At 73.2% G+C, this 23,199-nt stretch carries 17 protein-coding genes and 1 riboswitch; of the genes, 4 read left to right on the forward strand and 13 right to left on the reverse strand.

The window, feature by feature from the left end:
* Positions 1-382 precede the first annotated feature (382 nt).
* Together ACGF12_RS16225 and ACGF12_RS16230 are read right to left on the reverse strand one after the other, a co-directional pair.
* Complete coding sequence (locus ACGF12_RS16225) at positions 383-1,249, reverse strand: enhanced serine sensitivity protein SseB C-terminal domain-containing protein (protein WP_393029617.1); 867 nt, start codon at positions 1,247-1,249, stop codon at positions 383-385.
* Positions 1,250-1,452: 203 nt separating this feature from the next.
* Complete coding sequence (locus ACGF12_RS16230) at positions 1,453-2,244, reverse strand: enhanced serine sensitivity protein SseB C-terminal domain-containing protein (RefSeq protein WP_393029499.1); 792 nt, start codon at positions 2,242-2,244, stop codon at positions 1,453-1,455.
* A gap of 195 nt (positions 2,245-2,439) precedes the next feature.
* Positions 2,440-2,544: riboswitch (glycine riboswitch) on the forward strand.
* A gap of 229 nt (positions 2,545-2,773) precedes the next feature.
* On the opposite strand from ACGF12_RS16230, the gene gcvT reads away from it, so the two are divergent.
* The 4 genes from gcvT to ACGF12_RS16250 all read left to right on the forward strand — a co-directional run bounded on the left by gcvT (position 2,774) and on the right by ACGF12_RS16250 (position 7,359).
* Complete coding sequence (gene gcvT / locus ACGF12_RS16235; RefSeq protein ID WP_393029502.1) at positions 2,774-3,895, forward strand: glycine cleavage system aminomethyltransferase GcvT; 1,122 nt, start codon at positions 2,774-2,776, stop codon at positions 3,893-3,895.
* 121 nt (positions 3,896-4,016) lie between these two features.
* Entirely contained in the window at positions 4,017-4,397 is a 381-nt protein-coding gene (gene gcvH / locus ACGF12_RS16240; RefSeq protein ID WP_393029505.1) for a glycine cleavage system protein GcvH, read from the forward strand.
* Positions 4,398-4,533: 136 nt separating this feature from the next.
* Positions 4,534-5,814 carry a serine hydroxymethyltransferase gene (gene glyA / locus ACGF12_RS16245; RefSeq protein ID WP_393029508.1) on the forward strand — a complete coding sequence of 427 codons (1,281 nt, stop codon included), beginning with the start codon at positions 4,534-4,536 and terminating at the stop codon, positions 5,812-5,814.
* 177 nt (positions 5,815-5,991) lie between these two features.
* Positions 5,992-7,359: an L-serine ammonia-lyase gene (locus tag ACGF12_RS16250; protein ID WP_393029511.1), complete on the forward strand. Its 1,368-nt coding sequence runs from the start codon at positions 5,992-5,994 to the stop codon at positions 7,357-7,359.
* A 58-nt stretch (positions 7,360-7,417) separates the two neighbouring features.
* Here ACGF12_RS16250 and ACGF12_RS16255 read toward each other — a convergent pair whose 3' ends face one another.
* The 11 genes from ACGF12_RS16255 to ACGF12_RS16305 all read right to left on the reverse strand — a co-directional run bounded on the left by ACGF12_RS16255 (position 7,418) and on the right by ACGF12_RS16305 (position 23,189).
* On the reverse strand, positions 7,418-8,209 hold the full coding sequence (locus ACGF12_RS16255; protein ID WP_393029513.1) for a thioesterase II family protein: 792 nt from the start codon (positions 8,207-8,209) through the stop codon (positions 7,418-7,420).
* Positions 8,206-9,177, reverse strand: coding sequence for a 2-oxoacid:ferredoxin oxidoreductase subunit beta (locus ACGF12_RS16260; protein WP_393029516.1), 972 nt, complete (start codon positions 9,175-9,177; stop codon positions 8,206-8,208). Before ACGF12_RS16260 ends, ACGF12_RS16255 begins: the two co-directional genes overlap by 4 nt.
* Positions 9,167-11,086, reverse strand: coding sequence for a 2-oxoacid:acceptor oxidoreductase subunit alpha (locus tag ACGF12_RS16265; protein ID WP_393029519.1), 1,920 nt, complete (start codon positions 11,084-11,086; stop codon positions 9,167-9,169). Before ACGF12_RS16265 ends, ACGF12_RS16260 begins: the two co-directional genes overlap by 11 nt.
* 9 nt (positions 11,087-11,095) lie before the next feature.
* Positions 11,096-11,572: a hypothetical protein gene (locus tag ACGF12_RS16270; RefSeq protein WP_393029521.1), complete on the reverse strand. Its 477-nt coding sequence runs from the start codon at positions 11,570-11,572 to the stop codon at positions 11,096-11,098.
* Positions 11,573-11,631: 59 nt separating this feature from the next.
* Positions 11,632-12,915, reverse strand: coding sequence for a homoserine dehydrogenase (locus ACGF12_RS16275; RefSeq protein WP_393029524.1), 1,284 nt, complete (start codon positions 12,913-12,915; stop codon positions 11,632-11,634).
* Between the two features lie 193 nt (positions 12,916-13,108).
* Complete coding sequence (locus ACGF12_RS16280) at positions 13,109-14,980, reverse strand: amino acid adenylation domain-containing protein (RefSeq protein ID WP_393029526.1); 1,872 nt, start codon at positions 14,978-14,980, stop codon at positions 13,109-13,111.
* Positions 14,977-15,825: a hypothetical protein gene (locus ACGF12_RS16285; protein WP_393029529.1), complete on the reverse strand. Its 849-nt coding sequence runs from the start codon at positions 15,823-15,825 to the stop codon at positions 14,977-14,979. The genes ACGF12_RS16280 and ACGF12_RS16285 overlap by 4 nt, the downstream gene beginning before the upstream one ends.
* Positions 15,822-16,832: an NAD-dependent epimerase/dehydratase family protein gene (locus tag ACGF12_RS16290; protein WP_393029532.1), complete on the reverse strand. Its 1,011-nt coding sequence runs from the start codon at positions 16,830-16,832 to the stop codon at positions 15,822-15,824. The genes ACGF12_RS16285 and ACGF12_RS16290 overlap by 4 nt, the downstream gene beginning before the upstream one ends.
* Positions 16,829-18,244 (reverse strand): cytochrome P450, encoded by a 1,416-nt coding sequence (locus ACGF12_RS16295; protein WP_393029535.1) that lies wholly within the window; start codon positions 18,242-18,244, stop codon positions 16,829-16,831. Before ACGF12_RS16295 ends, ACGF12_RS16290 begins: the two co-directional genes overlap by 4 nt.
* 39 nt (positions 18,245-18,283) lie before the next feature.
* Entirely contained in the window at positions 18,284-19,585 is a 1,302-nt protein-coding gene (locus tag ACGF12_RS16300) for an MFS transporter (RefSeq protein WP_393029538.1), read from the reverse strand.
* Positions 19,572-23,189, reverse strand: coding sequence for a type I polyketide synthase (locus ACGF12_RS16305; RefSeq protein WP_393029540.1), 3,618 nt, complete (start codon positions 23,187-23,189; stop codon positions 19,572-19,574). Before ACGF12_RS16305 ends, ACGF12_RS16300 begins: the two co-directional genes overlap by 14 nt.
* Positions 23,190-23,199 lie beyond the last annotated feature (10 nt).

Raw genomic sequence — 23,199 nt, forward strand, 5'->3', positions numbered from 1 at the left:
GTGCTTAGGAGGAGCGGGTGTTCGCGGCAGTGCTTCGTGCACAGGTACTGCCGCCACGCGGGATGGGCGTCGCGTGGTGGAGCGGTCGGCGTGCGCGCTCACCTTTGTGGGGTATCCAGTACGCGCGGTGCGTTGCGCAGAACTCTCTGCCATCCGAACTGACTTGCGCCAGCCCTGCCAAGCGACAGATGCCCAACTGTGATCTGCGCGCATGCACCTCCCAGGTCATCGGCATATCCCTCTTCACACGGCTGCAACAGCCATGCCAAGATGTGCGGACTCCGGCGGAGGGGTAATTCGTCCGGAAAGCACCGAAGCCGACCTGATGGAGAATCAAGTCGGCTTCGCAGTAAAGGTTTTAGCTGGAAACGGGTTTCGGCAATCAGCGGCCGGGGTATCCGGGCCACGACTGCGGGGGCTGCTGCCCCCAGCCCGGCGCGGGCGGCTGGGTGCCGTAGGCCCATCCCGGTGTCGGCCGCCCCGGCATCGGCTGGCCCGGCATCGACTGCCCCGGGTACGGCGGCGCCGCCGTCGGGTACGGGCCGACCGGCGGGCGACCCGCCTCCCGGTCGAAGAACGGCCGCGCGTTGGCGCGCATCCACAGGGCCACCGGGTCGTACTCGTCCGTCATCGCCACCGTGGACACCGCGAGCCCCTCCGGGGCCACCGCGATCGCCCGCTGCATCAGCGCCCGCACCGCCTCCACGGCCGGCGGCGAACTCTCGTACAGGTCCAGGCCGATCGCCAGGTACGGCTCCCCCACCGCCGGCTGCACCCAGGCCCGGCGCAGCGCCCGGACCGCGCGCACCTCACCGGCCTGCCGCTCCAGCAGCGCGAAGAACTGCTGGGCGTTCACCTGCGGCTCGCTCAGCTTCAACGGACCGGCCGGCAGCCGGTCCAGACCCGCGGCGATCCGCCGCAGGTCCGCCCAGGGCACGCCGACCCCGCCGCCGGGGGCGTGCGGGTTGAGCCACAGGCCCCAGCGGGTGCGGTACAGCGAGGCGGCGATCTCCCGCCCGGAGATGACCTCGTGGGCCCGGGCCCAGCCGGAGGCCGTCAGCTGCTCGGGCGAGGTCACGGCCGGCGCGTAGCCGTGGCCGCTGATCTCCATGTTCCCGTACTGCGCGTCAGGACTGCCCGGCGTACCGTGCCAGAGCAGCATCCAGACCTGGCCGTCGGCCAGCGCGTGCAGCAGCCGCTCGTACGCGTCGTAGCGCTCCGGCGCGACCTCGCGCAGGGCGTGCTCCATCGCGCCCGGATCCGCCGCCGGGCGCCCGGCCGGAGCCTGGCCCCAGGGCCCCGGCACACCGCCCGTTCCCGCTCCCGCACTCATGCGCCCACCTCGCCGCGCCTCTTTCCTCAACCCAGCCGGCCCGTCGGCCGTCTGCACGCACCCTATGGCGCGGCACCGGCCACCGCCATCGGCGACGTGCCCTTGATCCGAACCCCCGCTCACACCCGCGCGTAGAAAGGCAGTACCCGGGTGAGCAGCCACTCGACCACCGGGTCCTCGGCGAGGTCGAGCAGTACGAGGTGGACGCCACCTGGCAGCGGCGCGGTTCCCAGCGCCCGGCCGAGCGCCTCGTTCACCGCGCCCGGGTCGGCCGGGGCGGCCGGATCCAACTGGACGCCCACGAACATCACGGTCGGTTCGCCCTCGACGCTGGCCAGCGCCCGGCGCGCGGTCAACACCCCGGGCAGGGCCGACAGTTCGGTCCGGCAGGCGGCCAGGAAGTACTCCGGGTCCTCGCCCGGCACCGGCTCGCGCAGCGCCACCCGGCCGCCGGTCGGCGCCTCCGGCTGCTCCCAGCGGTCCTCGCGCGGCCCGCGGCGCAGCTCCGCCACGCCCTGCGGCGGCACCGGGATGCCCACCGCGGCCTCGGGGTTGACCGCGATGCCCACGCCCAGCGGCAGTCCGCGGGCGAACTCCCAGGCCGGCGCGACCGCGAAGGCCATCCCCGGCGCCTGCTGCAGGAACACCTCCTGCGAGGAGAACACCGGCACGTACGGGGCGCCGGCCAGCTCGATGGTCGGCAGGTCCAGCGACTGCCCGCCCGGGTCGCCCCCGGCCGGCAGCGGGATCCACACCTGACTGCGGGCCAGCACCTCGATCACCCGCGGCGTCGCGCCCGGGTCGCCGAGCGCGGCGGTCAGCACCTGCTCCAGCTCGTTGGCCGGCCACGCACCGCCGGGCGGCGCCGCCTGCGGACCGTCCCACCCCTGCTGCTCCACCGGGTACCCCATGCGCGCCTGAACCGCCCTCTGCCGGTCGGCCGCCCACTGCTGTGCCGACGCGCAGATTCTAGAGGTCGACCAGGACGCGGGTTCGGTCTCGGGCCGTGTGACCGGGTCCCCCCTCCCCTCGTCCGCGTGGACGTGCCATGATGTGCGCGTCCGACGGCATGCGCCGCGGGCCCCTACAACTCCACACCGGCCGCTCGAACCCGCGCGGGAGAGCCCGGAGTGCCGCTCAGGCGGTACAGCCGGCGCCGAAGGAGCAAGTCCTCCCCGGAATCTCTCAGGCCCCCCTACCGCACGGGTTAGGCACATCTGGAAAGCGGCGCACGGCCCTGTCGCGCGCCCACCCACGGTGCAAGCCGCCATGCTGTCCTGGATGCTGGAAACAGCTGCGGACGGCCGCGGTGAAGCTCTCAGGTCCGACGACAGATGGGGAGACCCACGCCGCCGCATGCCCGCGCGCAGGGTCGGCCCCCGAGCGGGTCCGGTTCCGGCGCGTGCACCCCTGAGTGCCCCGACCGAGGAGTTCCTGGCCATGTCGTCCCTCCGCCTGACCGCGCTCGACGCGCTGCACCGCGCCCTCGGCGCGACCATGACCGACTTCGCCGGCTGGGAAATGCCGCTGCGCTACGGCAGCGAGCGCGAGGAGCACCTCGCCGTCCGCACCAAGGCCGGCCTGTTCGACCTCTCGCACATGGGCGAGATCACCGTCACCGGCCCGCAGGCCGGCGAGATGCTGGACCACGCGCTGGTCGGCTTCGTCTCCGCGCTCGGCGTGCTGCGCGCCCGCTACACCATGATCTGCGCCGAGGACGGCGGCATCCTGGACGACCTGATCGTCTACCGCCTGCGCGAGGACGCCTTCCTGGTGGTCGCCAACGCCTCCAACGCCCAGCTGGTCCTGGACGAGCTGATCGCCCGCGCCAAGGGCTTCGACGCCGTCGTCACCGACGACCGCGACACCTACGCGCTGATCGCCGTCCAGGGCCCGGAGTCCACCGCGATCCTGGCCGAGACCACCGAGGCCGACCTGCCCGGCCTGAAGTACTACGCGATCCTCCCGGCCCAGGTGGCCGACCGCAACGTGCTGCTGGCCCGCACCGGCTACACCGGCGAGGACGGCTTCGAGATCTTCTGCCACCCGGGCGACGCCGAGCAGATCTGGCAGGCGCTGACCGCCGCCGGCGAGGGCCACGACCTGGTCCCGTGCGGCCTGTCCTGCCGCGACACCCTGCGCCTGGAGGCGGGCATGCCGCTGTACGGGCACGAGCTGTCCACCGACCTCACCCCGTTCGACGCGGGCCTGGGCCGGGTCGTCCGCTTCGACAAGACCACCAACGAGGGCGCCTTCATCGGCCGCAAGGCCCTGGAGCAGGCCGCCGCCGCGGCCGAGACCAACCCCCCGAAGGTGCTGGTCGGCCTGGTCTCCGAGGGCAAGCGGGTGCCGCGCGCCGAGTACACCGTGGTCTCCACCGAGGGCGCCCCGATCGGCCGGATCACCTCCGGCGCGCCGTCCCCGACCCTGGGCAAGCCGATCGCGATGGCCTACGTCGACGCGGCCCACGCCGCCCCCGGCGGCACCGTCGCGGTGGACGTGCGCGGCAAGCACGAGCCGGTCCAGGTCGTGGCGCTGCCGTTCTACAAGCGCGCCCGCTGAGGCGGTCCGGCCGGGCCCCGTGGGCCCGGCCGGCCCCCGTTCTTCCCATACCCGCACGTCGAAGCCGTCCGCGCGGCGGCCCGCTTCGTCGTACCCGCTTCCCATCCTGGAGAATGACGCCATGAGCAACCCCCAGCACCTGAAGTACACCAAGGAGCACGAGTGGCTGACGGCCGCCGAGGACGGTGTCTCCACGGTCGGCATCACCAAGCACGCCGCGGACGCGCTCGGTGACATCGTCTACGTGCAGCTGCCCGAGGTCGGCGACGAGGTGACCGCCGGTGAGACCTGCGGCGAGCTGGAGTCCACCAAGTCGGTCAGCGACCTGTACTCCCCGGTGACCGGCGAGGTCGTCGAGGTCAACCAGGACGTCCTGGACGACAACGCCCTGGTCAACAGCGCCCCCTTCGAGGGCGGCTGGCTGTTCAAGGTCAAGGTGGAGTCCACCGACGAGCTGCTCAGCGCCGACGAGTACGACGCGCTCACCAACCCCCAGGGCTGAGCCACCCGCCGGGACGGGCCGCAGCACGGCGGTCCGTCCCGCCACCACCGTCCCTCCGCCCACCCGTCGCCCGCCACCACCGCCAGGGGCGCGCTTCGCACGGCACCCCTGATCCTCCTCCCGGGAAGACCACACCATGACGGTTCTCAACCAGTCCCTGCACGCCCTCGACCCGGAGATCGCCGCCGCGGTCGACGCCGAGCTGCACCGCCAGCAGACCACCCTGGAGATGATCGCCTCCGAGAACTTCGCCCCGGTGGCGGTCATGGAGGCCCAGGGCTCGGTGCTCACCAACAAGTACGCCGAGGGCTACCCCGGCCGCCGCTACTACGGCGGCTGCGAGCACGTCGACGTGGTCGAGCAGATCGCGATCGACCGCATCAAGGCGCTGTTCGGCGCCGAGCACGCCAACGTCCAGCCGCACTCCGGCGCGCAGGCCAACGCCGCCGCGATGTTCGCGCTGATCCAGCCGGGCGACACCATCCTGGGCCTGAACCTGGCCCACGGCGGTCACCTGACCCACGGCATGAAGATCAACTTCTCCGGGAAGCTCTACAACGTGGTCGCGTACCACGTGGACGAGAAGACCGGCCAGGTCGACATGGCCGAGGTCGAGCGCCTGGCCAAGGAGCACCAGCCGAAGCTGATCATCGCCGGCTGGTCCGCCTACCCGCGCCAGCTGGACTTCGCCGCGTTCCGCCGGGTCGCCGACGAGGTCGGCGCCCTGCTCATGGTGGACATGGCGCACTTCGCCGGCCTGGTGGCCGCCGGGCTGCACCCGAACCCGGTGCCCTACGCGGACGTGGTCACCACCACCACCCACAAGACCCTGGGCGGCCCGCGCGGCGGCGTCATCCTGTCCAAGGCCGAGTTCGCCAAGAAGATCAACTCCGCGGTCTTCCCCGGCCAGCAGGGCGGTCCACTGGAGCACGTGATCGCGGGCAAGGCCGTCGCCTTCAAGGTCGCCGCCTCGGAGGAGTTCAAGGAGCGCCAGCAGCGCACCCTGGAGGGCGCCCGCATCCTCGCCGAGCGCCTGCTGCAGGACGACGTCGCCGAGGCCGGCGCCAGCGTGCTGTCCGGCGGCACCGACGTCCACCTGGTCCTGGTCGACCTGCGCAACAGCCAGCTCGACGGCCAGCAGGCCGAGGACCGGCTGCACGAGGTCGGCATCACGGTCAACCGCAACGCCATCCCGAACGACCCGCGCCCGCCGATGGTCACCTCGGGCCTGCGCATCGGCACCCCGGCCCTGGCCACCCGCGGCTTCCAGGCCGAGGACTTCCGCGAGGTCGCCGACATCATCGCCGAGGCGCTCAAGCCCGCCTTCGACGAGACCGTCGCCGCCGCGCTCAAGGACCGCGTCACCGCGCTGGCCGAGAAGTACCCGCTCTACCCGAACCTGGGCCACCAGGAGTAAGTGACCGGCGAGTAGGTGACCCGCCGGTAAGTTACCAGCCGGTAGGGTGATCGGCCTCACCCCAGGAACGTACCGGGGACTCCGGGGCACCCCGCACACTGGACAGTGTGCGGGGTGCCCCGTTCCGTGCCCACCCCGACCGCAAGTCCTTCCACGAGACCAGACAAGGACGTCCCCGTGGCCATCAGTGTCTTCGACCTCTTCTCCATCGGCATCGGCCCGTCGAGCTCCCACACCGTCGGCCCGATGCGCGCCGCCCGGATGTTCGCCCGCCGCCTGCGGTCCGAAGATCTGCTGACCCAGGTGACGTCCGTCCGGGCCGAGCTGTACGGCTCGCTGGGCGCCACCGGCCACGGCCACGGCACCCCGAAGGCCGTCCTGCTGGGCCTGGAGAACAACTCGCCCCGCACCGTCGACGTCGACCAGGCCGACAAGGACGTCGAGCGGATCACCGCCGAGAAGCGGATCAACCTGCTCGGCGAGCACGCCATCGACTTCGACCCCGACAGCCAGCTGATCCTGCACCGGCGCCGCTCGCTGCCGTACCACGCCAACGGCATGACCCTGTGGGCGTTCGCGGCGGACGGCTCCACGCTGCTGGAGAAGACCTACTACTCGGTCGGCGGCGGCTTCGTCGTCGACGAGGACGCGATCGGCGCGGACCGGGTCAAGCCCGACGACACCGCGCTGCGCTACCCCTTCCGCACCGGCGAGGAGCTGCTGCGACTCACCCGGGAGACCGGGCTGTCGATCTCCGGCCTGATGCTGGAGAACGAGAAGGCCTGGCGCAGCGAGGAGGAGATCCGCACCGGGCTGCTGGAGATCTGGTCCGTGATGCAGGAGTGCGTGCGGGCCGGCATGAGCCGCGAGGGGATCCTGCCGGGCGGGCTGAAGGTCCGCCGCCGGGCGGCCGCCGCGGCCCGGGCGCTGCGCGCCGAGGGGATCGGCCCGGCCAACGCGATGGAGTGGGTGACCCTCTACGCGATGGCGGTCAACGAGGAGAACGCCTCCGGGCGCCGGGTCGTCACCGCGCCGACCAACGGCGCGGCGGGGATCATCCCGGCCGTCCTGCACTACTACCTGAACTTCATCCCCGGCGCGGACGAGGACGGCATCGTCCGCTTCCTGCTCGCGGCCGGCGCCATCGGCATGCTCTTCAAGGAGAACGCCTCCATCTCCGGCGCCGAGGTCGGCTGCCAGGGCGAGGTCGGCTCCGCGTGCTCGATGGCCGCGGGCGGCCTCGCCGAGGTCCTCGGCGGCACCCCCGAGCAGGTCGAGAACGCCGCCGAGATCGGCATCGAGCACAACCTCGGCCTCACCTGCGACCCGGTCGGCGGCCTGGTCCAGATCCCCTGCATCGAGCGCAACGGCATGGCCTCGGTCAAGGCCGTCACCGCGGCCCGGATGGCGCTGCGCGGCGACGGGCGGCACCACGTCTCGCTGGACAAGGCGATCAAGACGATGAAGGAGACCGGCGCCGACATGAAGATCAAGTACAAGGAGACCTCGCGCGGCGGCCTCGCCGTGAACGTCATCGAGTGCTGATCACGGCGGTCCGAGCGGGCCCCCGGGCGGATTCCCCTCCGCCCGGGGGCCTTCGCGTTCAGCCGGCCGTCGCCACCGGCACCGGCCCGGGTGCCCGCCCCAGCGCCGTGCGGACCAGCGCGGCGACGGCGTCCGCGTGGTCCTCCAGGAAGAAGTGGCCGCCCTCGAACACCCGCAGGTCGACGCCCCGGGCGGACCAGTCCTGCCACGCGGCGGCCTGCGCGGGGGACACCCGCGGGTCCCGGTCCCCCACCAGTACGCTGACCGGGCAGTGGACCCGGGTGCCCGGCACCGGCCGGTAGCTCTCCACGGCCCGGTAGTCGCCGCGGATCACGTCGAGGGTGTGCCGCAACAGCTCCTCGTCCTGCGTGATCCTCGGGTCGACGGCGCCGAACGCCGCCAGCTCCGCCAGCAGCTCGGCGTCGCCGAGCTCGTGCACGGTGTGCGGCAGGCCCAGGCCGATACCCGGGGCGGTCCGGCTGGAGACGATCAGCGCGCTCGGCCCGACGCCCCGACGCTCCAGGCGGCGGACCGTCTCGAAGGCGATGCTGGCGCCCATGCTGTGGCCGAACAGGGCGAGCGGCTCCTCCAGGTACGGCTCCAGGGCCTCCACCACGTGGTCGGCCAGCTCGTGGACATCGGTGACCAGCGGCTCGTGGAAGCGGTCCTGGCGGCCGGGGTACTGGACCGCCAGCACCGGGAACTCCGGGGCGAGCGCGTTCGACAGGAAGCGGAACGCCGACGCCGACCCCCCGGCGTGCGGCAGGGCGACCAGCCGGGTGCCCCGGGCCCCCGCCGCACCGGAGCTCCGGATCCAGCGGCCGCCGGCCACGGCCCCTACGGCGGTCACTCGGACTCGCCGGCGGGCCGCGGCACCGTCCAGGAGTCCTCGCCACCGAGCAGGGCCGTCAGGTCGCCCTCGCCGTGGCGCCGGACGGCCTCGTCCAGCTGCTCGTTGAGCTGGCGGTCGTAGACCGGCCGCTCGACGTCGCGCAGCACGCCGATCGGGGTGGGCTCGGAGAGCCGGGAGAGCGCGAAGGCCCGGGTGGGGTCCGGGTCGGCGACGTCGTGGACGATCTCCTCGCCGTCCGGGGTGAGCCGGTACGGCTCGCCGTGTTCCAGCCGCAGCAGCGCGGTGTCGCGGGTGGCCGGGTCCTTGAGGACGTCGAAGGCGCCGTCGTTGAAGATGTTGCAGTTCTGGTAGATCTCGACCAGCGCGGTGCCCTGGTGCCGGGCCGCGGCGCCCAGGACCGACTGGAGGTGCTGGCGGTCCGAGTCGATGGTGCGGGCCACGAAGCTCGCCTCCGCGCCCAGGGCGAGCGAGAGCGGGCGGAACGGCTCGTCCAGCGAGCCCATCGGGGTGGACTTGGTGATCTTCCCGGCCTCGCTGGTGGGCGAGTACTGGCCCTTGGTGAGGCCGTAGATCCGGTTGTTGAAGAGCAGGATCTTCAGGTTGACGTTCCGGCGCAGGGCATGGATCAGGTGGTTGCCGCCGATCGACAGCGCGTCGCCGTCACCGGTGATCACCCAAACCGACAGGTCGGGCCGGGCCGCGGCGAGCCCGGTGGCGATCGCCGGGGCGCGGCCGTGGATGGAGTGCATCCCGTAGGTGTTGAGGTAGTACGGGAAGCGCGAGGAGCAGCCGATGCCGGAGACGAAGACGATGTTCTCGCGCTTGATGCCGAGCTCCGGCAGGAAGCCCTGGACCGCGGCGAGGATCGCGTAGTCCCCGCAGCCGGGGCACCAGCGCACCTCCTGGTCGGACTTGAAGTCCTTGGCGGTCGGCTTCTTCTCGATCAGCTTCAGCTCAGTGGCCATCGGTGGCCTCCATCTCGGACAACGCGGACAGCTCGGACAGCTCGGACTCGATGACGGCGGCCAGTTGGTCGGCCTTGAAGGGCATGCCGGAGACCTGGGTGAACGGGCGGGCGTCGACGAGGTACCTGGCGCGCAGCAGCATGGCCAGCTGGCCGAGGTTCATCTCCGGCACCAGGACGCGGTCGTAGCGCCGGAGCACCTCGCCCAGGTTGGCCGGGAACGGGTTGAGGTGGCGCAGGTGGGCCTGGGCGACCTTGCCGCCGGCGGCACGCACCTGGCGTACGCCCGCGGCGATCGGCCCGTAGGTCGAGCCCCAGCCGAGGACGAGCAGTCCGGCGTCGCCGTCCGGGTCGTCCACCGCGAGGTCGGGGACGGTGATGCCGTCGATCTTGGCCTGGCGGGTGCGGACCATGAAGTCGTGGTTGGCCGGGTCGTAGGAGATGTTGCCGGTGCCGTCCTGCTTCTCGATGCCGCCGACCCGGTGTTCCAGGCCCGGGGTGCCCGGCACCGCCCAGGGGCGGGCGAGCGTCTCGGGGTCGCGCAGGTAGGGCCAGAAGCTGCCGTCCTCGCGGTTCGACTCGGTGGCGAACTCGACACGCAGGTCGGGCAGTTCGTCGAGCTCGGGGACCCGCCAGGGCTCGGAGCCGTTGGCCAGGTAGCCGTCCGAGAGCAGGAACACCGGGGTGCGGTAGGCCAGCGCGATCCGGGCCGCCTCCACCGCCATCGAGAAGCACTCCCCCGGCGTGGCCGGGGCGACGATCGGCACCGGGGCCTCGCCGTTGCGGCCGAACATGGCCTGCAGCAGGTCGGCCTGCTCGGTCTTGGTCGGCAGGCCGGTGGACGGGCCGCCGCGCTGGATGTCCACGATCAGCAGCGGCAGTTCGACCGAGACGGCCAGCCCGATGGTCTCGGACTTCAGCGCGACACCGGGCCCGGAGGTGGTGGTCACGCCGAGTGCCCCGCCGAAGGCCGCGCCGAGCGCCGCGCCGATGCCGGCGATCTCGTCCTCGGCCTGGAAGGTGCGCACCCCGAAGTTCTTGTGCTTGGACAGCTCGTGCAGGATGTCCGAGGCCGGGGTGATCGGGTACGAGCCGAGGAACAGCGGGAGTTCGGAGCGGCGGGCGGCGGCGACCAGGCCCAGGGAGAGCGCCAGGTTGCCGGAGATGTTGCGGTAGCGGCCCTGCCGGAACGCCTTCGCCGCCGGGGCGACCTGGTACGAGACCGCGAAGGACTCGGTGGTCTCGCCGTAGTTCCAGCCCGCCTTGAACGCGGCGATGTTGGCCTCGGCGATCGCCGGCTTCTTGGCGAACTTGCCGCGCAGGAACCGCTCGGTGCCCTCGGTCGGGCGGTGGTACATCCAGGACAGCAGCCCGAGCGCGAACATGTTCTTCGCCCGCTCGGCGTCCTTGCGCGACAGCGGGCTGTCCTTGAGCGCCTCCACCGTCAGGGTGGTGAGCGCTACCGGGTGCACCCGGTAGCCGGTGAGCGTCCCGTCGTCCAGCGGGTCCGCCGTCCAGCCGACCTTGGACAGCGCGCGCTTGGTGAACTCGTCGGTGTTGACGATGATCTCCGCGCCGCGCGGCAGGTCCGCCAGGTTCGCCTTCAGGGCCGCCGGGTTCATCGCCACCAGGACGTTCGGGGCGTCGCCCGGGGTGAGGATGTCGTGGTCGGCGAAGTGCAGTTGGAAGGACGAGACGCCCGGCAGGGTGCCGGCGGGGGCCCGGATCTCGGCCGGGAAGTTCGGCAGCGTGGAGAGGTCGTTGCCGAAGGTGGCCGTCTCCGAGGTGAACCGGTCACCGGTGAGCTGCATGCCGTCACCGGAGTCGCCCGCGAAACGGATCACGACCCGGTCCAGGGACCTGACGGGCTTGGCGGCCGGTTCGGGCCGCGCGGGACTCTCGACGATCATGGCAGTCCTTCAGACGAAGACGAGTTGGGTGGCGGCGTCCATGCCGGACAGCGGGACGTAGCAGTAGCGCGCGCTGGCGGTCGAGATCAGCGGGACGCTCTCCTGCTCGGCGAGCAGGGCCGAGTGGCAGGCCGCCAGGACCTCGGAGCCGACCACCCGGCGGTCCACGCAGTCGGCGTACAGGCCGCCCGCGGTGAGCGCGAAGTCGGCGGTCGGCTGGTGGATCCGGATGCCGGGCCGGTCGAGGAGGTCGCGCAGCGCGTCGACCCCGTCGTCCGGGTGGTCGAGCCGGCACTCGGTGTCCCAGCAGGTGCGCATGCTGGAGCTCACCGAGAACGCGGCCATCGGGACGGTCAGGCGCAGATCGCCGTTGCGGACCTGCTTGCGGAGCTCCACCGCGGCCGGTGAGTGACCGGACGCGAGTTGGTACAGGGCTCCCGAATCGACTACGGCGTGCCGGGTCTCGGTCGCCGACGTTCGCTCCATCGCTACCACCTGTTCTCCAAGGGCTTTCTGATCGGTGCGGAAGGACGCCCCGGGCCGGCTCAGCGGCTCTCGACGCGCATCATGCTGTTGACCGCCCGGACCCGGCTCAGCCCCGCGACCGCCTCGACGGTCGCGGCCAGAGCGGCGTCGGTGGCCCGGTGCGTCACCACGACGAGGGAGGTGCCGGCCGGTCCGTGGTGCTGGCGGAGGGTGTCGACGGAGACCCCGTGCTCGGCGAAGACCGTCGCCACCGCGGCGAGCACACCGGGCTCGTCCTCGACGTCCAGGTCGAGGTGGCAGCTGGTGACCACCTCGCTCATCGGCCGTACGTCCAGTTGCCGGTAGACCGTCTCGCCCGGCCCGGTCGTCCCGGCGAGCCGGTTGCGGCAGGCGGTGACCAGGTCGCCGAGGACGGAGCTGGCGGTCGGCGCGCCGCCGGCGCCGGGCCCGTAGAACATCAGCCGGCCGGCCGCGTCCGCCTCCACGAAGACGGCGTTGTAGGCGCCGCGGACCGAGGCCAGCGGGTGGTCGAGCGGGATCATCGCCGGGTGGACCCGGACGGTGACGGACTCGCCGTCCGCGCCGCGCTCGCAGATGGCCAGCAGCTTGACCACGCTGCCCATGGCCCGGGCGCTGGCCATGTCCGCGGCGGTCACGCCGGTGATGCCCTGGACGAAGACCTGGTCGGCGGTGACCCGGGTGTTGAAGGCCAGACCGGCCAGGATCGCGGCCTTCGCCGCGGCGTCGTGGCCCTCCACGTCGGCCGTCGGGTCGGCCTCCGCGTAGCCGAGCGCGGTGGCCTCCTTGAGGGCGACCTCGTACTCCTCGCCGGTGGAGTCCATCTTGTCCAGGATGAAGTTGGTGGTGCCGTTGACGATCCCGAGCACCCGGGTCACCCGGTCGCCCGCCAGGGACTCCCGCAGCGGCCGCAGCAGCGGGATCGCCCCGCCGACCGCGGCCTCGTAGAAGAGGTCCGTCCCGGCCTCCCGGGCGGCCCGGTGCAGTTCGCCGCCCTGGGCCGCGATCAGCGCCTTGTTGGCGCTGACCACCGAGGCGCCGCGCGCGATCGCGCTGCGGATCAGCTCGCCGGCGGGCTCGATGCCGCCGATCGCCTCGACCACGACGTCGATGTCGCCCCGGGCCACCAGGGCCGCGGCGTCGGTGCCGACCAGTTCCTCGGGCACCCCCGGCCGGAGCCGGTCGGCCCGCCGGACGGCGATGCCCACCAGTTCCACCGGCGCCCCGATCCGGGCCGTCAGGTCGTCCTGATGGAGCGCGAGATGCCGCGCCACCTCGGTGCCCACGACGCCGCATCCGAGGAGAGCTACTTTGAGTGTGCGCATCTTTCCGACCCCGTTCTGCTGTGGAAGCTGTTGTTGTCGCAGCCGTTGTTGCCGCAGCCGTTTTGTCGCAGCCGTTTTGTCGCAGCCGCCGGCGCGGTCGTTGCCAGTGCCAGTGCCGTGGTTCTCGGTCGGTGGGGGCGGGGCCCGGGCCGGGCGGAGCGGATCGCGCCCGCCCGGCCCGGGCCCCGCCTGGTCAGGCGAGCAGTGCTGCCAGCGCCTCGACCGTCGGCGTCCGGAAGGCCTGGTTGAGGCGCAGCCGGACACCGGTGGACTTGCGGATCTCGCCGATCACCTGGGCGGCCAGCAGGGAGTTGCCGCCGAGTTCGAAGAAGTCGTCGGCGACGCCGATGCCGGCCTCGGGGAGGTTCAGGAAGCGGGCGAACAGCCCGACGAGCAGCTGCTCGGCCTCGCCCCGCGGCTCCCGGCCGGTCCGCACGGCGACGGTCCCGGGCCGCGGCAGGGCGGTCCGGTCCAGCTTCTCGTTGGGCGTCAGCGGCAGCTTGTCGAGCTGGACGAAGGCGGTCGGCACCATGTAGTCGGGCAGTTCGCGGGTCAGCCGCTCGCGCAGCCGCTCCGGATCCGGTACCGCCCCGGCGGCCGGTACCAGGTAGGCCACCAGCCGCTGGTCGCCCGGTACGTCCTCGCGCACGATCACGGCGGCCTGGCCCACGTCGGGCTCGCGCAGCACGGCCGACTCGATCTCGTCGAGCTCGACCCGGAAGCCGCGGATCTTCACCTGGTGGTCGATCCGGCCGAAGAACTCCATCATCCCGTCGGCCCGCCAGCGGGCCAGGTCGCCGGTGCGGTACATCCGCTCGCCGGGGACGAAGGGGTCCTCGACGAAGCGCTCGGCGGTCAGGTCGGGGCGGCCGAGGTAGCCCTCGGCCAGCTGGACGCCGGCCAGGTACAGCTCACCGAGCACGCCGGGGGGTACCTGGCGGCGCTGGTCGTCCAGGACGTACAGCCGGGTGTTCCAGACCGGACGGCCGATCAGCACCGGCCCGGGCGCCGGGTTGCGCGGGCAGAACATCGAGGTGACGTCGACGGCGGCCTCGGTCGGCCCGTAGACGTTGAGCAGCCGGGCCTCCAGCACGGAGGCGAACCAGGCCTGCAGCTCGGCCGGCAGGGCCTCGCCGCCGCAGACCACGTTCCGCAGGCTGGTGCAGCCGGCCGCCTCCGGCTCCTGGAGGAAGACCTTCAGCCCCGAGGGGACGAAGTGGCAGATGGTGATGGACTCGGCGGTGATCGTCTCGACCAGGTACGCCGGGTCGCGGTGCCCGTCCGGGTCGGCGACCACGATCTCGGCCCCGGCGATGAGCGGCCAGAACACCTCGCGCACGGTGACGTCGAAGCCGGCCGGGGTCTTCTGCAGCAGCCGGTCGCCGGCGCCGAGCGGGATCTCGGACTGCATGTGGTGCAGCCGGTTGGTGATCGCCTTGTGCGCGACCACGACGCCCTTGGGGCGCCCGGTCGAGCCCGAGGTGTAGAGCACGTAGGCGGGGTTGTCCGGGGTCAGCGGTGCCAGGCGGTCGGCGTCGGCCGGGTCGGCCGGGTCGGCCTGCGCCAGGTCGCGCCGCGTCGTCTCCTCGTCCAGCACCACCAGGCGGGCCTCGCTGTGGACGGAGTCCACGAGCCCGGTGACGGTCAGGACCTGGGTCGGCCGGGCGTCGGAGAGCACCTGGGTGATCCGGTCGACGGGGTAGCCGGTGTCGACGGGCAGGTAGGCCGCGCCGGTCTTGACGACGGCCAGGGCGCCCACGATGTAGTCCACGGACCGGGGCAGCACCATGGCGACGATGTCGCCGCGGCGCGCGCCACCCCGGATCAGCAGCCGGGCGAGCCGGTTGGCCCGCTCGTTGAGCTCGGCGTAGCTGAGCCGGGTGTCGTGGTGCCGTACGGCGGGGCGGTCGGGGTGGGCGGCCGCGCCCGCCTGGACGAGCTCGGGCAGGGTCGCGGTCGGGACGGGCCGCCCGGTGGCGTTCCAGCCCTCGATCAGGCTCCGGTCGGCGGCGGACAGCAGCTCGGTGCCGTCCGCCACGGCTACGGGGTCGAGGATGTCGGTCATGCGCGGTCTCCTGCGAGGGCGGGGAGGGTGGCGTCCGGGGTCGCGGCGGCGGAGGCGGCGGGTACGGCCAGCAGGCGGGCTACCGCCTCGGCCACCCGGTCGTCCTCCAGCAGGGCCGCGGTGGTGGTGTCGAAGCCCAGTTCCTCGCGGGCGTGCGGGGCGCCGGGGCTGGAGCCGGCCGAGGTCAGCGCGGTGGCGGCGGCCCAGCCGGGTTCGGTCATCTCCCGGGCCGCCGTCAGGTAGCGGACGTAGGAGCGGAAGAGGTCGAGCAGGTCCTCGCTCTCCTCCTCGTCCAGTCCGAGCCGCTCGAAGGCCTCGCCGGCCGCGGCCTCGTAGACCGCCGTGATGCCCGCGGCGGCGGCGCCGAAGTCGGCGCCCCCGGCCGCGCGGGCCGCCTCGGCCTTCGCCCGGTACTCGGCGCGCTCGGGCTCGGACAGGATGGTCATGGTGTCGAGCGTCTTCAGGAAGTCGCGCAGCACGCTGCCGTCGTCGACCGGCTCGGGGTCGAACAGCAGCACCTGCGGGCGGAAGCCCTGCCGCTCGGCGAGGCGGTCGGCCAGTTCGCCGGTGAAGACGCCGCCGACGCAGTAGCCGAGCACCGCCTCGACCGGACCGTCCACCGGCGGCCGCTGCCATGCCCGCAGGTAGTCCTCGGCGCAGGCGGTGGCACCGGGGCCGGTCTCCGGCTGGACGGCGTGCCAGAGCGTCAGACCGGCCAGGGCCGGGTGGGCGGCCAGCTCGTCGAAGGTGGCCTCGGGCCGACCGGTGGCGTCGTAGTCGACGGCGAGGACGGTGCGGCCGCCCTCGCCGTCGCCGATCCGGCGCCAGGCGGGCTGCGCGGTCACGACCGTACCTCCAGGGCCTTGAGCAGCTCGGTCTCCTCGGCGTCGGTCAGGCCGGCCTTGCGGTCCCGGTCCGGGCCGAGCCGGAGCTCGTCGGCGAGCACGTCGCGCAGGGTCTCCTCGGCGGGCCGGGGACGCAGGCCCGCGGCGAGCGCCTTGGTGTTGTCGTGGGCGCAGAACCCGGCGTCCTCGTCCGGCATCCACATCGGCATCGACTTGGGGCCGCGCCAGTACTCGACCCCCTCGGCCTCCAGCACCGGGAGGGGCACCGGGACGAGCTCGGTGTCCGGGGCGCCGACCGTGGCCGCCACCCGGTCGAAGAAGTCTCCGAGGCGGTGGGCGGTGCCGACGCCGTTGAAGACGCCGCCGAGGCGCTGCTCGCCCGCGTCGACGATCCAGGAGGCCAGGTCGCGGACGTCCAGCCACTGAGTGATCTGGTCGGCGGCGTCGGGTACGGCCACCCGTCCGCCGCGGGAGATCCGCGCGGGCCAGTAGCCGAACCGGTCGGAGACGTCCCCGGGACCGACGATCAGCCCGGAGCGGACGACGAACGCCCGCTCACCCAGCTGCTCCAGTACGGCCTGCTCACTGGCGGCCTTGATCGCCCCGTACAGGTACGGGTGCTGGATGCGCTCCTCCGGCGGGGCCTCCTCGGCGATCGGCTCGTGCAGCCGCGCGCTCTCGTTCTGGCCGGCGGTCACCGCGTCGGCGTAGACGTTGATCGAGGAGACGAAGGTCCAGTGGCCGGCGTCGGCGCCGACCGCGCGCAGGGCCTCCAGCACCCAGCGGTGGGACATGGTCGCCACGTCCACCACCGCGTCGAACTGCTCACCGGCCAGCGCCCGGACGCCGTCCGGCTCGTTGCGGTCGACCTTCACCAGCCGCGCCCCGTCGGGTACCCGGCCGGAGGTGCCGCGGGCGGCGCAGACCACCTCGTGGCCGCGGCGCAGGGCCTCGGCGGCGACGGCGTGCGAGAGGAAGACCGTCCCGCCCAGTACCAGGAGCCTCATACCGTCATCCCCGTGATCGGGCAGACGCCGGCCGGGGCCCCGGCGGCGGCCTCGGTGGCGTCGGGGGCCTCGACGATCTCGACGGCCTCGGCGGGCGCGGTCCGCGTGCCGTCGGTGCGCGGCAGGCGGCGGCGGTAGCGGATCGGCAGCGAGGCCAGGCCGCGGCTCACCGAGTTGTCGTACACCCAGTCCAACTCGTCTTCCGGGACGGCGAGTTCGATGCCCTCCAGGCGGCGCAGCAGGGTCGGGAAGACCAGGTGGCCCTCCAGTCGGGAGAGCGGCGCGCCCGGGCAGAAGTGCGGGCCGTGGCCGAAGGTGAGGTGGCGGTTGTTCTTGCGGGTGATGTCCAGCGCGTCCGGGTCCTCGAAGACCTTCGGGTCGCGGTTGGCGGCGGCGATCAGCAGGTGGACGAAGGCCTCCTTGCCGATCTCCACCCCGGCGATCTCCATGTCCTGGGCGGCGACCCGGAGCGTGCCGCGGTAGCTGGGCGCCTCGTAGCGCAGGAACTCCTCCACCGCGGAGACGACCAACTCGGGGTTCTCGCGCAGCAGTTCCAGCTGGTCGGGGTGGCTGAGCAGGGCCGACAGGCCGTTGCCGATCAGGTTGGTGGTGGTCCGCTGGCCGGCGATGATGACCAGCGACATGGTCGAGGCGATCTCGTCGGTGGTGAACACGTCCTCGTCGGCCGCGCGCAGCAGCTGGCTGACCAGGTCCTCGCCGAGGTCGGCGCGGCGGGACTCCAGCAGGTCCAGGAGGTACTGCTCGTACCTGGCACTGACCTCCTTGAGCCGGCGGTTCTCCTCCTCGGTGTGGTACGGGGCTCCGCCGAGGATCGGCGCCCAGCTGTAGAGCATCGCCCGGTCCTCGATCGGGACGCGGAGGTACTCGAAGATGACCATCACCGGGAGCACCCGGGCGAACTCCATCAGGTCGACCTCGCCCGACTCCGGGAAGGCGTCGATCAGGTCGTCCGCGATCTCCTGGATGCGCGGGCGCAGCGTCTCCATCCGGCGCGGTACGAAGGACTTGCTGACCAGCTTGCGCAGCCGGGAGTGGTCCGGGGCGTCGGCGATCAGCAGGTTGCGGGACTGCACCGGGCTGGCGTCCAGCAGCTGGTCGCGGAACCACTTGGGGGCGTTGTCCAGCGACTTGGAGATGCGGCCGTCGCCGAAGGCCTTCAGCGCCAGGTCGTAGTCGGCGACGATGTACGCCTCGGCGCCCGGCGGGTGGTTGATGCCGCGGACCGGGCACTGCTCGCGCAGCTGCGCGTAGGTGGCGTTGCGGTCGGCCAGCGGGTCGGTGAAGAACTCCGGGGGGAGGATCTCGGAGGGGCCGCCGGCTACGGCCTCGCCGCCCTGGTCGAGGGTCTGGTCGAGGGTCTGGTCGAGGGTGTGGTCGATGGTGTCTGTCATGGTCCGACTCCTGCGTGTCGAAGGGGCGGTGGGGAAGCCTCAGGAAGTGATCTCGTCGAGGGGGCGGAGCGTGCGGACCCCGCGGGTGAGGGTGGGCAGCGTGCCCAGCGCGGCGGTGACGGCGACCGCGACGAAGACCCAGAACGAGCCCCCGGTGTCGAAGATGGCACCGACGGCCAGGACGCCGATCGGCGAGGCGATCATCGAGGTGAAGACGATCGCTCCGAGTACGCGGCCCTGGATGTCGTCGGGCACCAGCTTGGCCGCGTAGGTGAGGAACAGGGCGCTGATGATCGGGCCGCGGACGAAGACGCAGGCGACGATCACGCCGAGCGGGACGACGCCGGGCACCACGGCCAGCAGCAGCGCGGCGATCGGGCCGATCCCGTAGCCGACGATGAAGACCAGCGGCGGGGGCGTGCGCTTGATGACCTCTCCGGCCACCAGCGAGCCCAGCAGGCCGCCGGCGCCGGCCAGGGCCAGCGTGACGCCGGTGAACCCGTCGGAGGCGCCGCGCTCCTTGGCGGTGGCGATCACCGCCAGGAAGATCCCGGTGGTGTTGAACGCCATGTTGGACAGCGTGATGCTGATCATCAGCGGCCGCAGGACGGGGTGGCGGAAGAGGAACCGGAAGCCCTCCATGGTGCCGCGGCCGGCCGTGCCGGTGGCGGGCTTCTGCGCGGCCGGCACCTTGACCAGCATCAGCAGCAGGTTGGAGACCAGGAAGGCCACCGCGGCGCCCACGAAGGGCAGCGCCCGGGCCACGCCGAACAGCCAGCCGCCCACCGGGGGACCGGCGGTGATCGCGCCGAACCAGCGGATCTGGTTCTGCGCGGTCGCCTCGGTCAGCTGGGACGGGCGGACCAGCTGCTTGATCAGCGCCATCTGGGTCGGCATCGAGATGCCGAAGCAGGCGGCGGAGACCAGGGCCACGGCGAAGGTGACCGCGATCGGGACGGTGCCCACCGCGATCATCCAGCAGAACGCCCCGAGCAGGACCGCCCGGACGGTGTTGCAGAGCACCAGCAGCCGGCGCCGGTCGAAGCGGTCCGCCAGGGTCCCGCCGACGATCGACAGCAGGCCGGTGGCCAGCAGTTGGGCCGAGCCCACCGCCCCTGCGTAGGACGCCGAGCCGGTGGTGGCCAGGACCAGCAGCGGGTAGGCGATGTCCGCGGACTGTTCGGCGACCGCCGCCAGGGTCTCGCTCACCCAGAAGGCCTGCCAACTGCGGTTGCGCAGCAGCGAACCGCGGTGCGCCTCCGGGTCCTCGGCCACGGCCTCCGGGGCGGGCTCGACGGCCGGGACGGGCTCGGTGGCCGGGGGTGCGTCATCGATCGCCATCGTGTTCTCCCTCCGTCGGCGACGGCTCGACCGCCGCGGCCGCGTGGACGAGCGCCTCGGACAGCTGACCGGCGAGCCGGCCCACCAGCGGCGGCCGGAGCATCGACCAGTGGTCGCCCGCGGCCGCCCGGACCCGCAACCCCGCGGTGTACATGGCGCGGATCCGGCGCTCCAGGCGGTCCGCTCCGGCCCGGTCGGTGTCGACCTTGAAGACCAGGACGGGGCAGGCCGCCGGCCGCGGCCGGTAGCGGGACAGCAGCCGGAACTTGTCCAGCAGCAGCCGGCGCAGCGCCGGGTTGCGCCGGACCGCCCGGCCGGAGGCGCCGAGGCCGAGGAACGCCCCGCCGACCAGGCGGGCGTGGCCCAGCAGGAAGTCGGGCGTGGCGCCGAAGGCCTGGCCGGGCCGGCCCGGCAGGTAGGAGTCCAGGCAGACCAGCAGGTCCACCACGGCGCCGCGGGCCTTGAGCCGGGTCGCCATCTCGTGCGCCACGACCGAGCCGAAGGACCAGCCGCCGAGGGTGTACGGGCCCTCGGGCTGCACCGCGAGCAGGGCCTGGACGTGGTGGGCGGCGATCTCCTCGATCGTCCCCCGTCCGTTCTCCCCGTCGACCGGCTCCAGCACCACGACCGGCCGGTCGGTCTCCAGGGCCTGCGCCAACTCCCGGTAGCTCCAGGCGGATCCGGCGGCGTCGGCGACCAGCAGGACGGGCCGGCCGACGCCCTCGCGCAGCGTGACGGCGCCGACCAGCGGGGCCGGTCCGGTCAGCGCCCGCTGCTCCTCGGCGAGCGCGAGCAGTCGGCCGAAGGTCGCCTCCCGCATGAACTCGGCGGCCACGACGGAGACTTCGGCCTGCTCGCGCAGCCGGCTGAGCAGCGACAGCACGGTCAGCGACTCCCCGCCCAGGGCGAAGAAGCCGTCCTCGTCGCGCACCGACGCCACGCCGAGGGTGCGGCACCAGAGCCGCTCCAGCAGCGGGCGCAGCGCGTCCGGGTCGTCCGGCGCGGCGGCCCCGGCCACGGCGGTGGGCGGTTCCGGCTCCACCTCGGGGTCGTCCTCGGCGAACGGGTACCCGGGCAGCGGGACCAGCGCGGGGCGCGCGCCGTCGGCCGTCAGGGGCGGTTCCAGGACGTCCAGTCCGCGCTCCCAGAGCGCGCCGAGCGCCCGCAGCAGCCCGAGTTCGCCGTCCTCGGCCCGGCCGAGCACCGGCACGGCCGCCCGGGTGCCGTCCCAGTCCGGGCTCCAGCGCAGGGCGCTCAGCATGGTGGCGCCGGGGCCCAGTTCGAGGAAGGTGTCGCAGTCGGAGTCGAGCAGGGTCGCCATGCCCGCGTCCAGCAGGACGGGCCGGCGGACCTGCGAGGCCCAGTACTCGGGGGTGGTCACGGCCGCCGGGTCGGCGAAGCCGCCGGAGACGTTGGAGACCAGCCGGACGCCGGGCAGCTGGGCCGGGATCCCGGCCACCAGCTCGGTCAGCCGGTCCGCGACCGGCATGAGGATGTCGCAGTGGGCGGCCCGGTCGACGTTGAGCACCCGCAGGTCCAGCCCGTCGAGGGCGTCCCCGTCGAGCAGCTCGGTCATCTCGGCGGCCGGCCCGGACAGGACCACCCCGCCGCGGGCCACCATGGAGACGGCGATCCGCCCGTCCAGCGGGACCCGCGCGGCCACCTCCGCCGGCGGTGCGTTGACCGCCACCATCCGGCCCGGTTCGGTGGCGCGCAGCGCGATCGCCCGCTCGTGCACCAGCCGCAGCGCGTCCTCCGGCGCCCAGACGCCGGCCACGGCGGCGGCCGCGTACTCGCCGGCGCTGTTGCCGAACATGGCGGCGGGCTTGACGCCCCACTCCTTGAGCTGGTGGCCCAGCGCGTAGCCGAGCGTGAACAGCCCGACCTGGTGGTGGACGAACTCGTCGAACCACTCGGCCGGCGCGGCCTCGCCGGCCACCAGCGGCGAGAGGTCGAGGCCGAGACCGGCGGCCGAGGCGCGCAGCTCGTCGAAGGCCCGGGCGAAGTCCGGGAGCAGCCGGTAGGCCGCGGTTCCGGCGGGGTGGCGCAGCACCCCGTGGCCGGGGAAGAGGAAGGCGACCTTGTTGAGGCCGTCGCCGCGCACCGGTTCGGGGGCGGCGAGCAGTGCCTGAGCGGCGCTGTCGCGGTCGGCGACCGCGACGCTCTGCCGCAGCGGGTGGACCCGCCGTCCGGCGAGCGTGCGGGCGACGTCCGGCAGCTCCAGCTCCTGGTCGGCCTCCAGCCGCTCCGCCAGGCGGGTGCGCATCCGGCGCAGCGCCTCGGGGGTGTTGGCGGAGAGGGTGAGCACCCGCGGGCCGCGGTCGGCGGCGGCGCGCTCGCGCGGCGGCGCGGCCTCCAGGACGACGTGCGCGTTGGTGCCGCCGACGCCGAAGGCGCTGACGCCGGCCGTGCGCCGCTCCGGGGCCCAGGCCTGGGTCCGGGTGCTGACCTGGAAGGGGGAGGACTCCAGGTCGAGCAGCGGGTTGGCGCTGCGGAAGTGCAGGGTGGGGACGAGTTCGCCGTGTTCGAGCATCAGGACGGTCTTGATGAAGCCCGCGACGCCGGCGGCCACGCTGGTGTGCCCGATGTTGCTCTTGACCGAGCCGAGCCAGCAGGTCTGCTCCTCGGCGGACAGCTGGAACGCCTCGGTGAGCGCGGCCACCTCGACCGGGTCGCCGAGCCTGGTCGCGGTGCCGTGGCACTCCACGTAGCCGATCTGCTCGGCGTCCACGCCGGCCACCCGGTGGGCGTGGCGGATCACCTCGGCCTGGCCGGGGATCGAGGGGGCGGTGAAGCCGAGCTTCTCGGCCCCGTCGTTGTTGATCGCCGAGCCGCGGACGACGGCCGCGATCCGGTCGCCGTCGCGCAGCGCGTCCTCCAGGCGCTTGAGGACCACCACGCCGACGCCCTCGCTGGGGACGGTCCCGCCGGCCTCGGCGTCGAAGGGGCGGCAGTGCCCGTCGGGCGAGAGCACCCCGCCCGGCTCGTGCAGGAAGCCCCACTCGCCCTTCGGCGAGACGGCGACGCCGCCGGCCAGGGCCACGTCGCACTCGCCGCCGAGCAGGCTCTGCACGGCCATGTGAATGGCGGTCAGTGAGGTGGAGCAGGCCGTCTGGACGGTGACGGCCGGGCCGCGCAGGCCCATCTTGTAGGCGACCCGGGTGGCGACGAAGTCCTTCTCCAGGCTGATCACCCGGGCCAGCGGGCTGAGGTCGTCGCTGGGCTGGGCGGTCCGGTCGGAGCCGGCGTAGACGCCGATCCGGCCGGGGAAGCGGGTCGGGTCGATCCCGGCGTCGTCGACGGCGGTCGCGGCGCACTCCAGGAAGACCCGCTGCTGCGGGTCGATGACGGCGGCCTCGGCCCGGGGGTAGCGGAAGTAGCCCCAGTCGAAGTTCCGGGAGCCCGCCAGGACGCCCTTGGACCCGACGAACTCGGGCCGGCGGACGTACTCCGGGTCCGCTCCGGCCTTGAGCAGCTCGTCCACGTCGAAGTGGGTGATCCCCTCGACGCCGGCGCGCAGGTTCGCCCAGAACTCCCGGACGTCCGACGCGCCGGGGTACCGGCACGCCATTCCGATCACGGCGATGGCACGGTCGGCTACCACGCCCGCCACC

The sequence above is a fragment of the Kitasatospora sp. NPDC048296 genome (assembly GCF_043201815.1).
In the GTDB taxonomy this organism is placed as follows: Bacteria; Actinomycetota; Actinomycetes; order Streptomycetales; family Streptomycetaceae; genus Kitasatospora.

Bases quoted from the DNA above. Each gene is read 5' to 3' on its own strand.
- ACGF12_RS16280 (WP_393029526.1), bottom strand. From the start codon at position 14,980: ATGACCGACATCCTCGACCCCGTAGCCGTGGCGGACGGCACCGAGCTG.
- gcvT (WP_393029502.1), top strand. From the start codon at position 2,774: ATGTCGTCCCTCCGCCTGACCGCGCTCGACGCGCTGCACCGCGCCCTC.
- ACGF12_RS16275 (WP_393029524.1), bottom strand. From the start codon at position 12,915: ATGCGCACACTCAAAGTAGCTCTCCTCGGATGCGGCGTCGTGGGCACC.
- ACGF12_RS16295 (WP_393029535.1), bottom strand. From the start codon at position 18,244: ATGACAGACACCATCGACCACACCCTCGACCAGACCCTCGACCAGACC.
- ACGF12_RS16260 (WP_393029516.1), bottom strand. From the start codon at position 9,177: ATGGCCACTGAGCTGAAGCTGATCGAGAAGAAGCCGACCGCCAAGGAC.
- ACGF12_RS16230 (WP_393029499.1), bottom strand. From the start codon at position 2,244: ATGGGGTACCCGGTGGAGCAGCAGGGGTGGGACGGTCCGCAGGCGGCG.
- ACGF12_RS16300 (WP_393029538.1), bottom strand. From the start codon at position 19,585: ATGGCGATCGATGACGCACCCCCGGCCACCGAGCCCGTCCCGGCCGTC.
- ACGF12_RS16225 (WP_393029617.1), bottom strand. From the start codon at position 1,249: ATGGAGCACGCCCTGCGCGAGGTCGCGCCGGAGCGCTACGACGCGTAC.
- gcvH (WP_393029505.1), top strand. From the start codon at position 4,017: ATGAGCAACCCCCAGCACCTGAAGTACACCAAGGAGCACGAGTGGCTG.
- ACGF12_RS16265 (WP_393029519.1), bottom strand. From the start codon at position 11,086: ATGATCGTCGAGAGTCCCGCGCGGCCCGAACCGGCCGCCAAGCCCGTC.
- ACGF12_RS16270 (WP_393029521.1), bottom strand. From the start codon at position 11,572: ATGGAGCGAACGTCGGCGACCGAGACCCGGCACGCCGTAGTCGATTCG.
- glyA (WP_393029508.1), top strand. From the start codon at position 4,534: ATGACGGTTCTCAACCAGTCCCTGCACGCCCTCGACCCGGAGATCGCC.
- ACGF12_RS16290 (WP_393029532.1), bottom strand. From the start codon at position 16,832: ATGAGGCTCCTGGTACTGGGCGGGACGGTCTTCCTCTCGCACGCCGTC.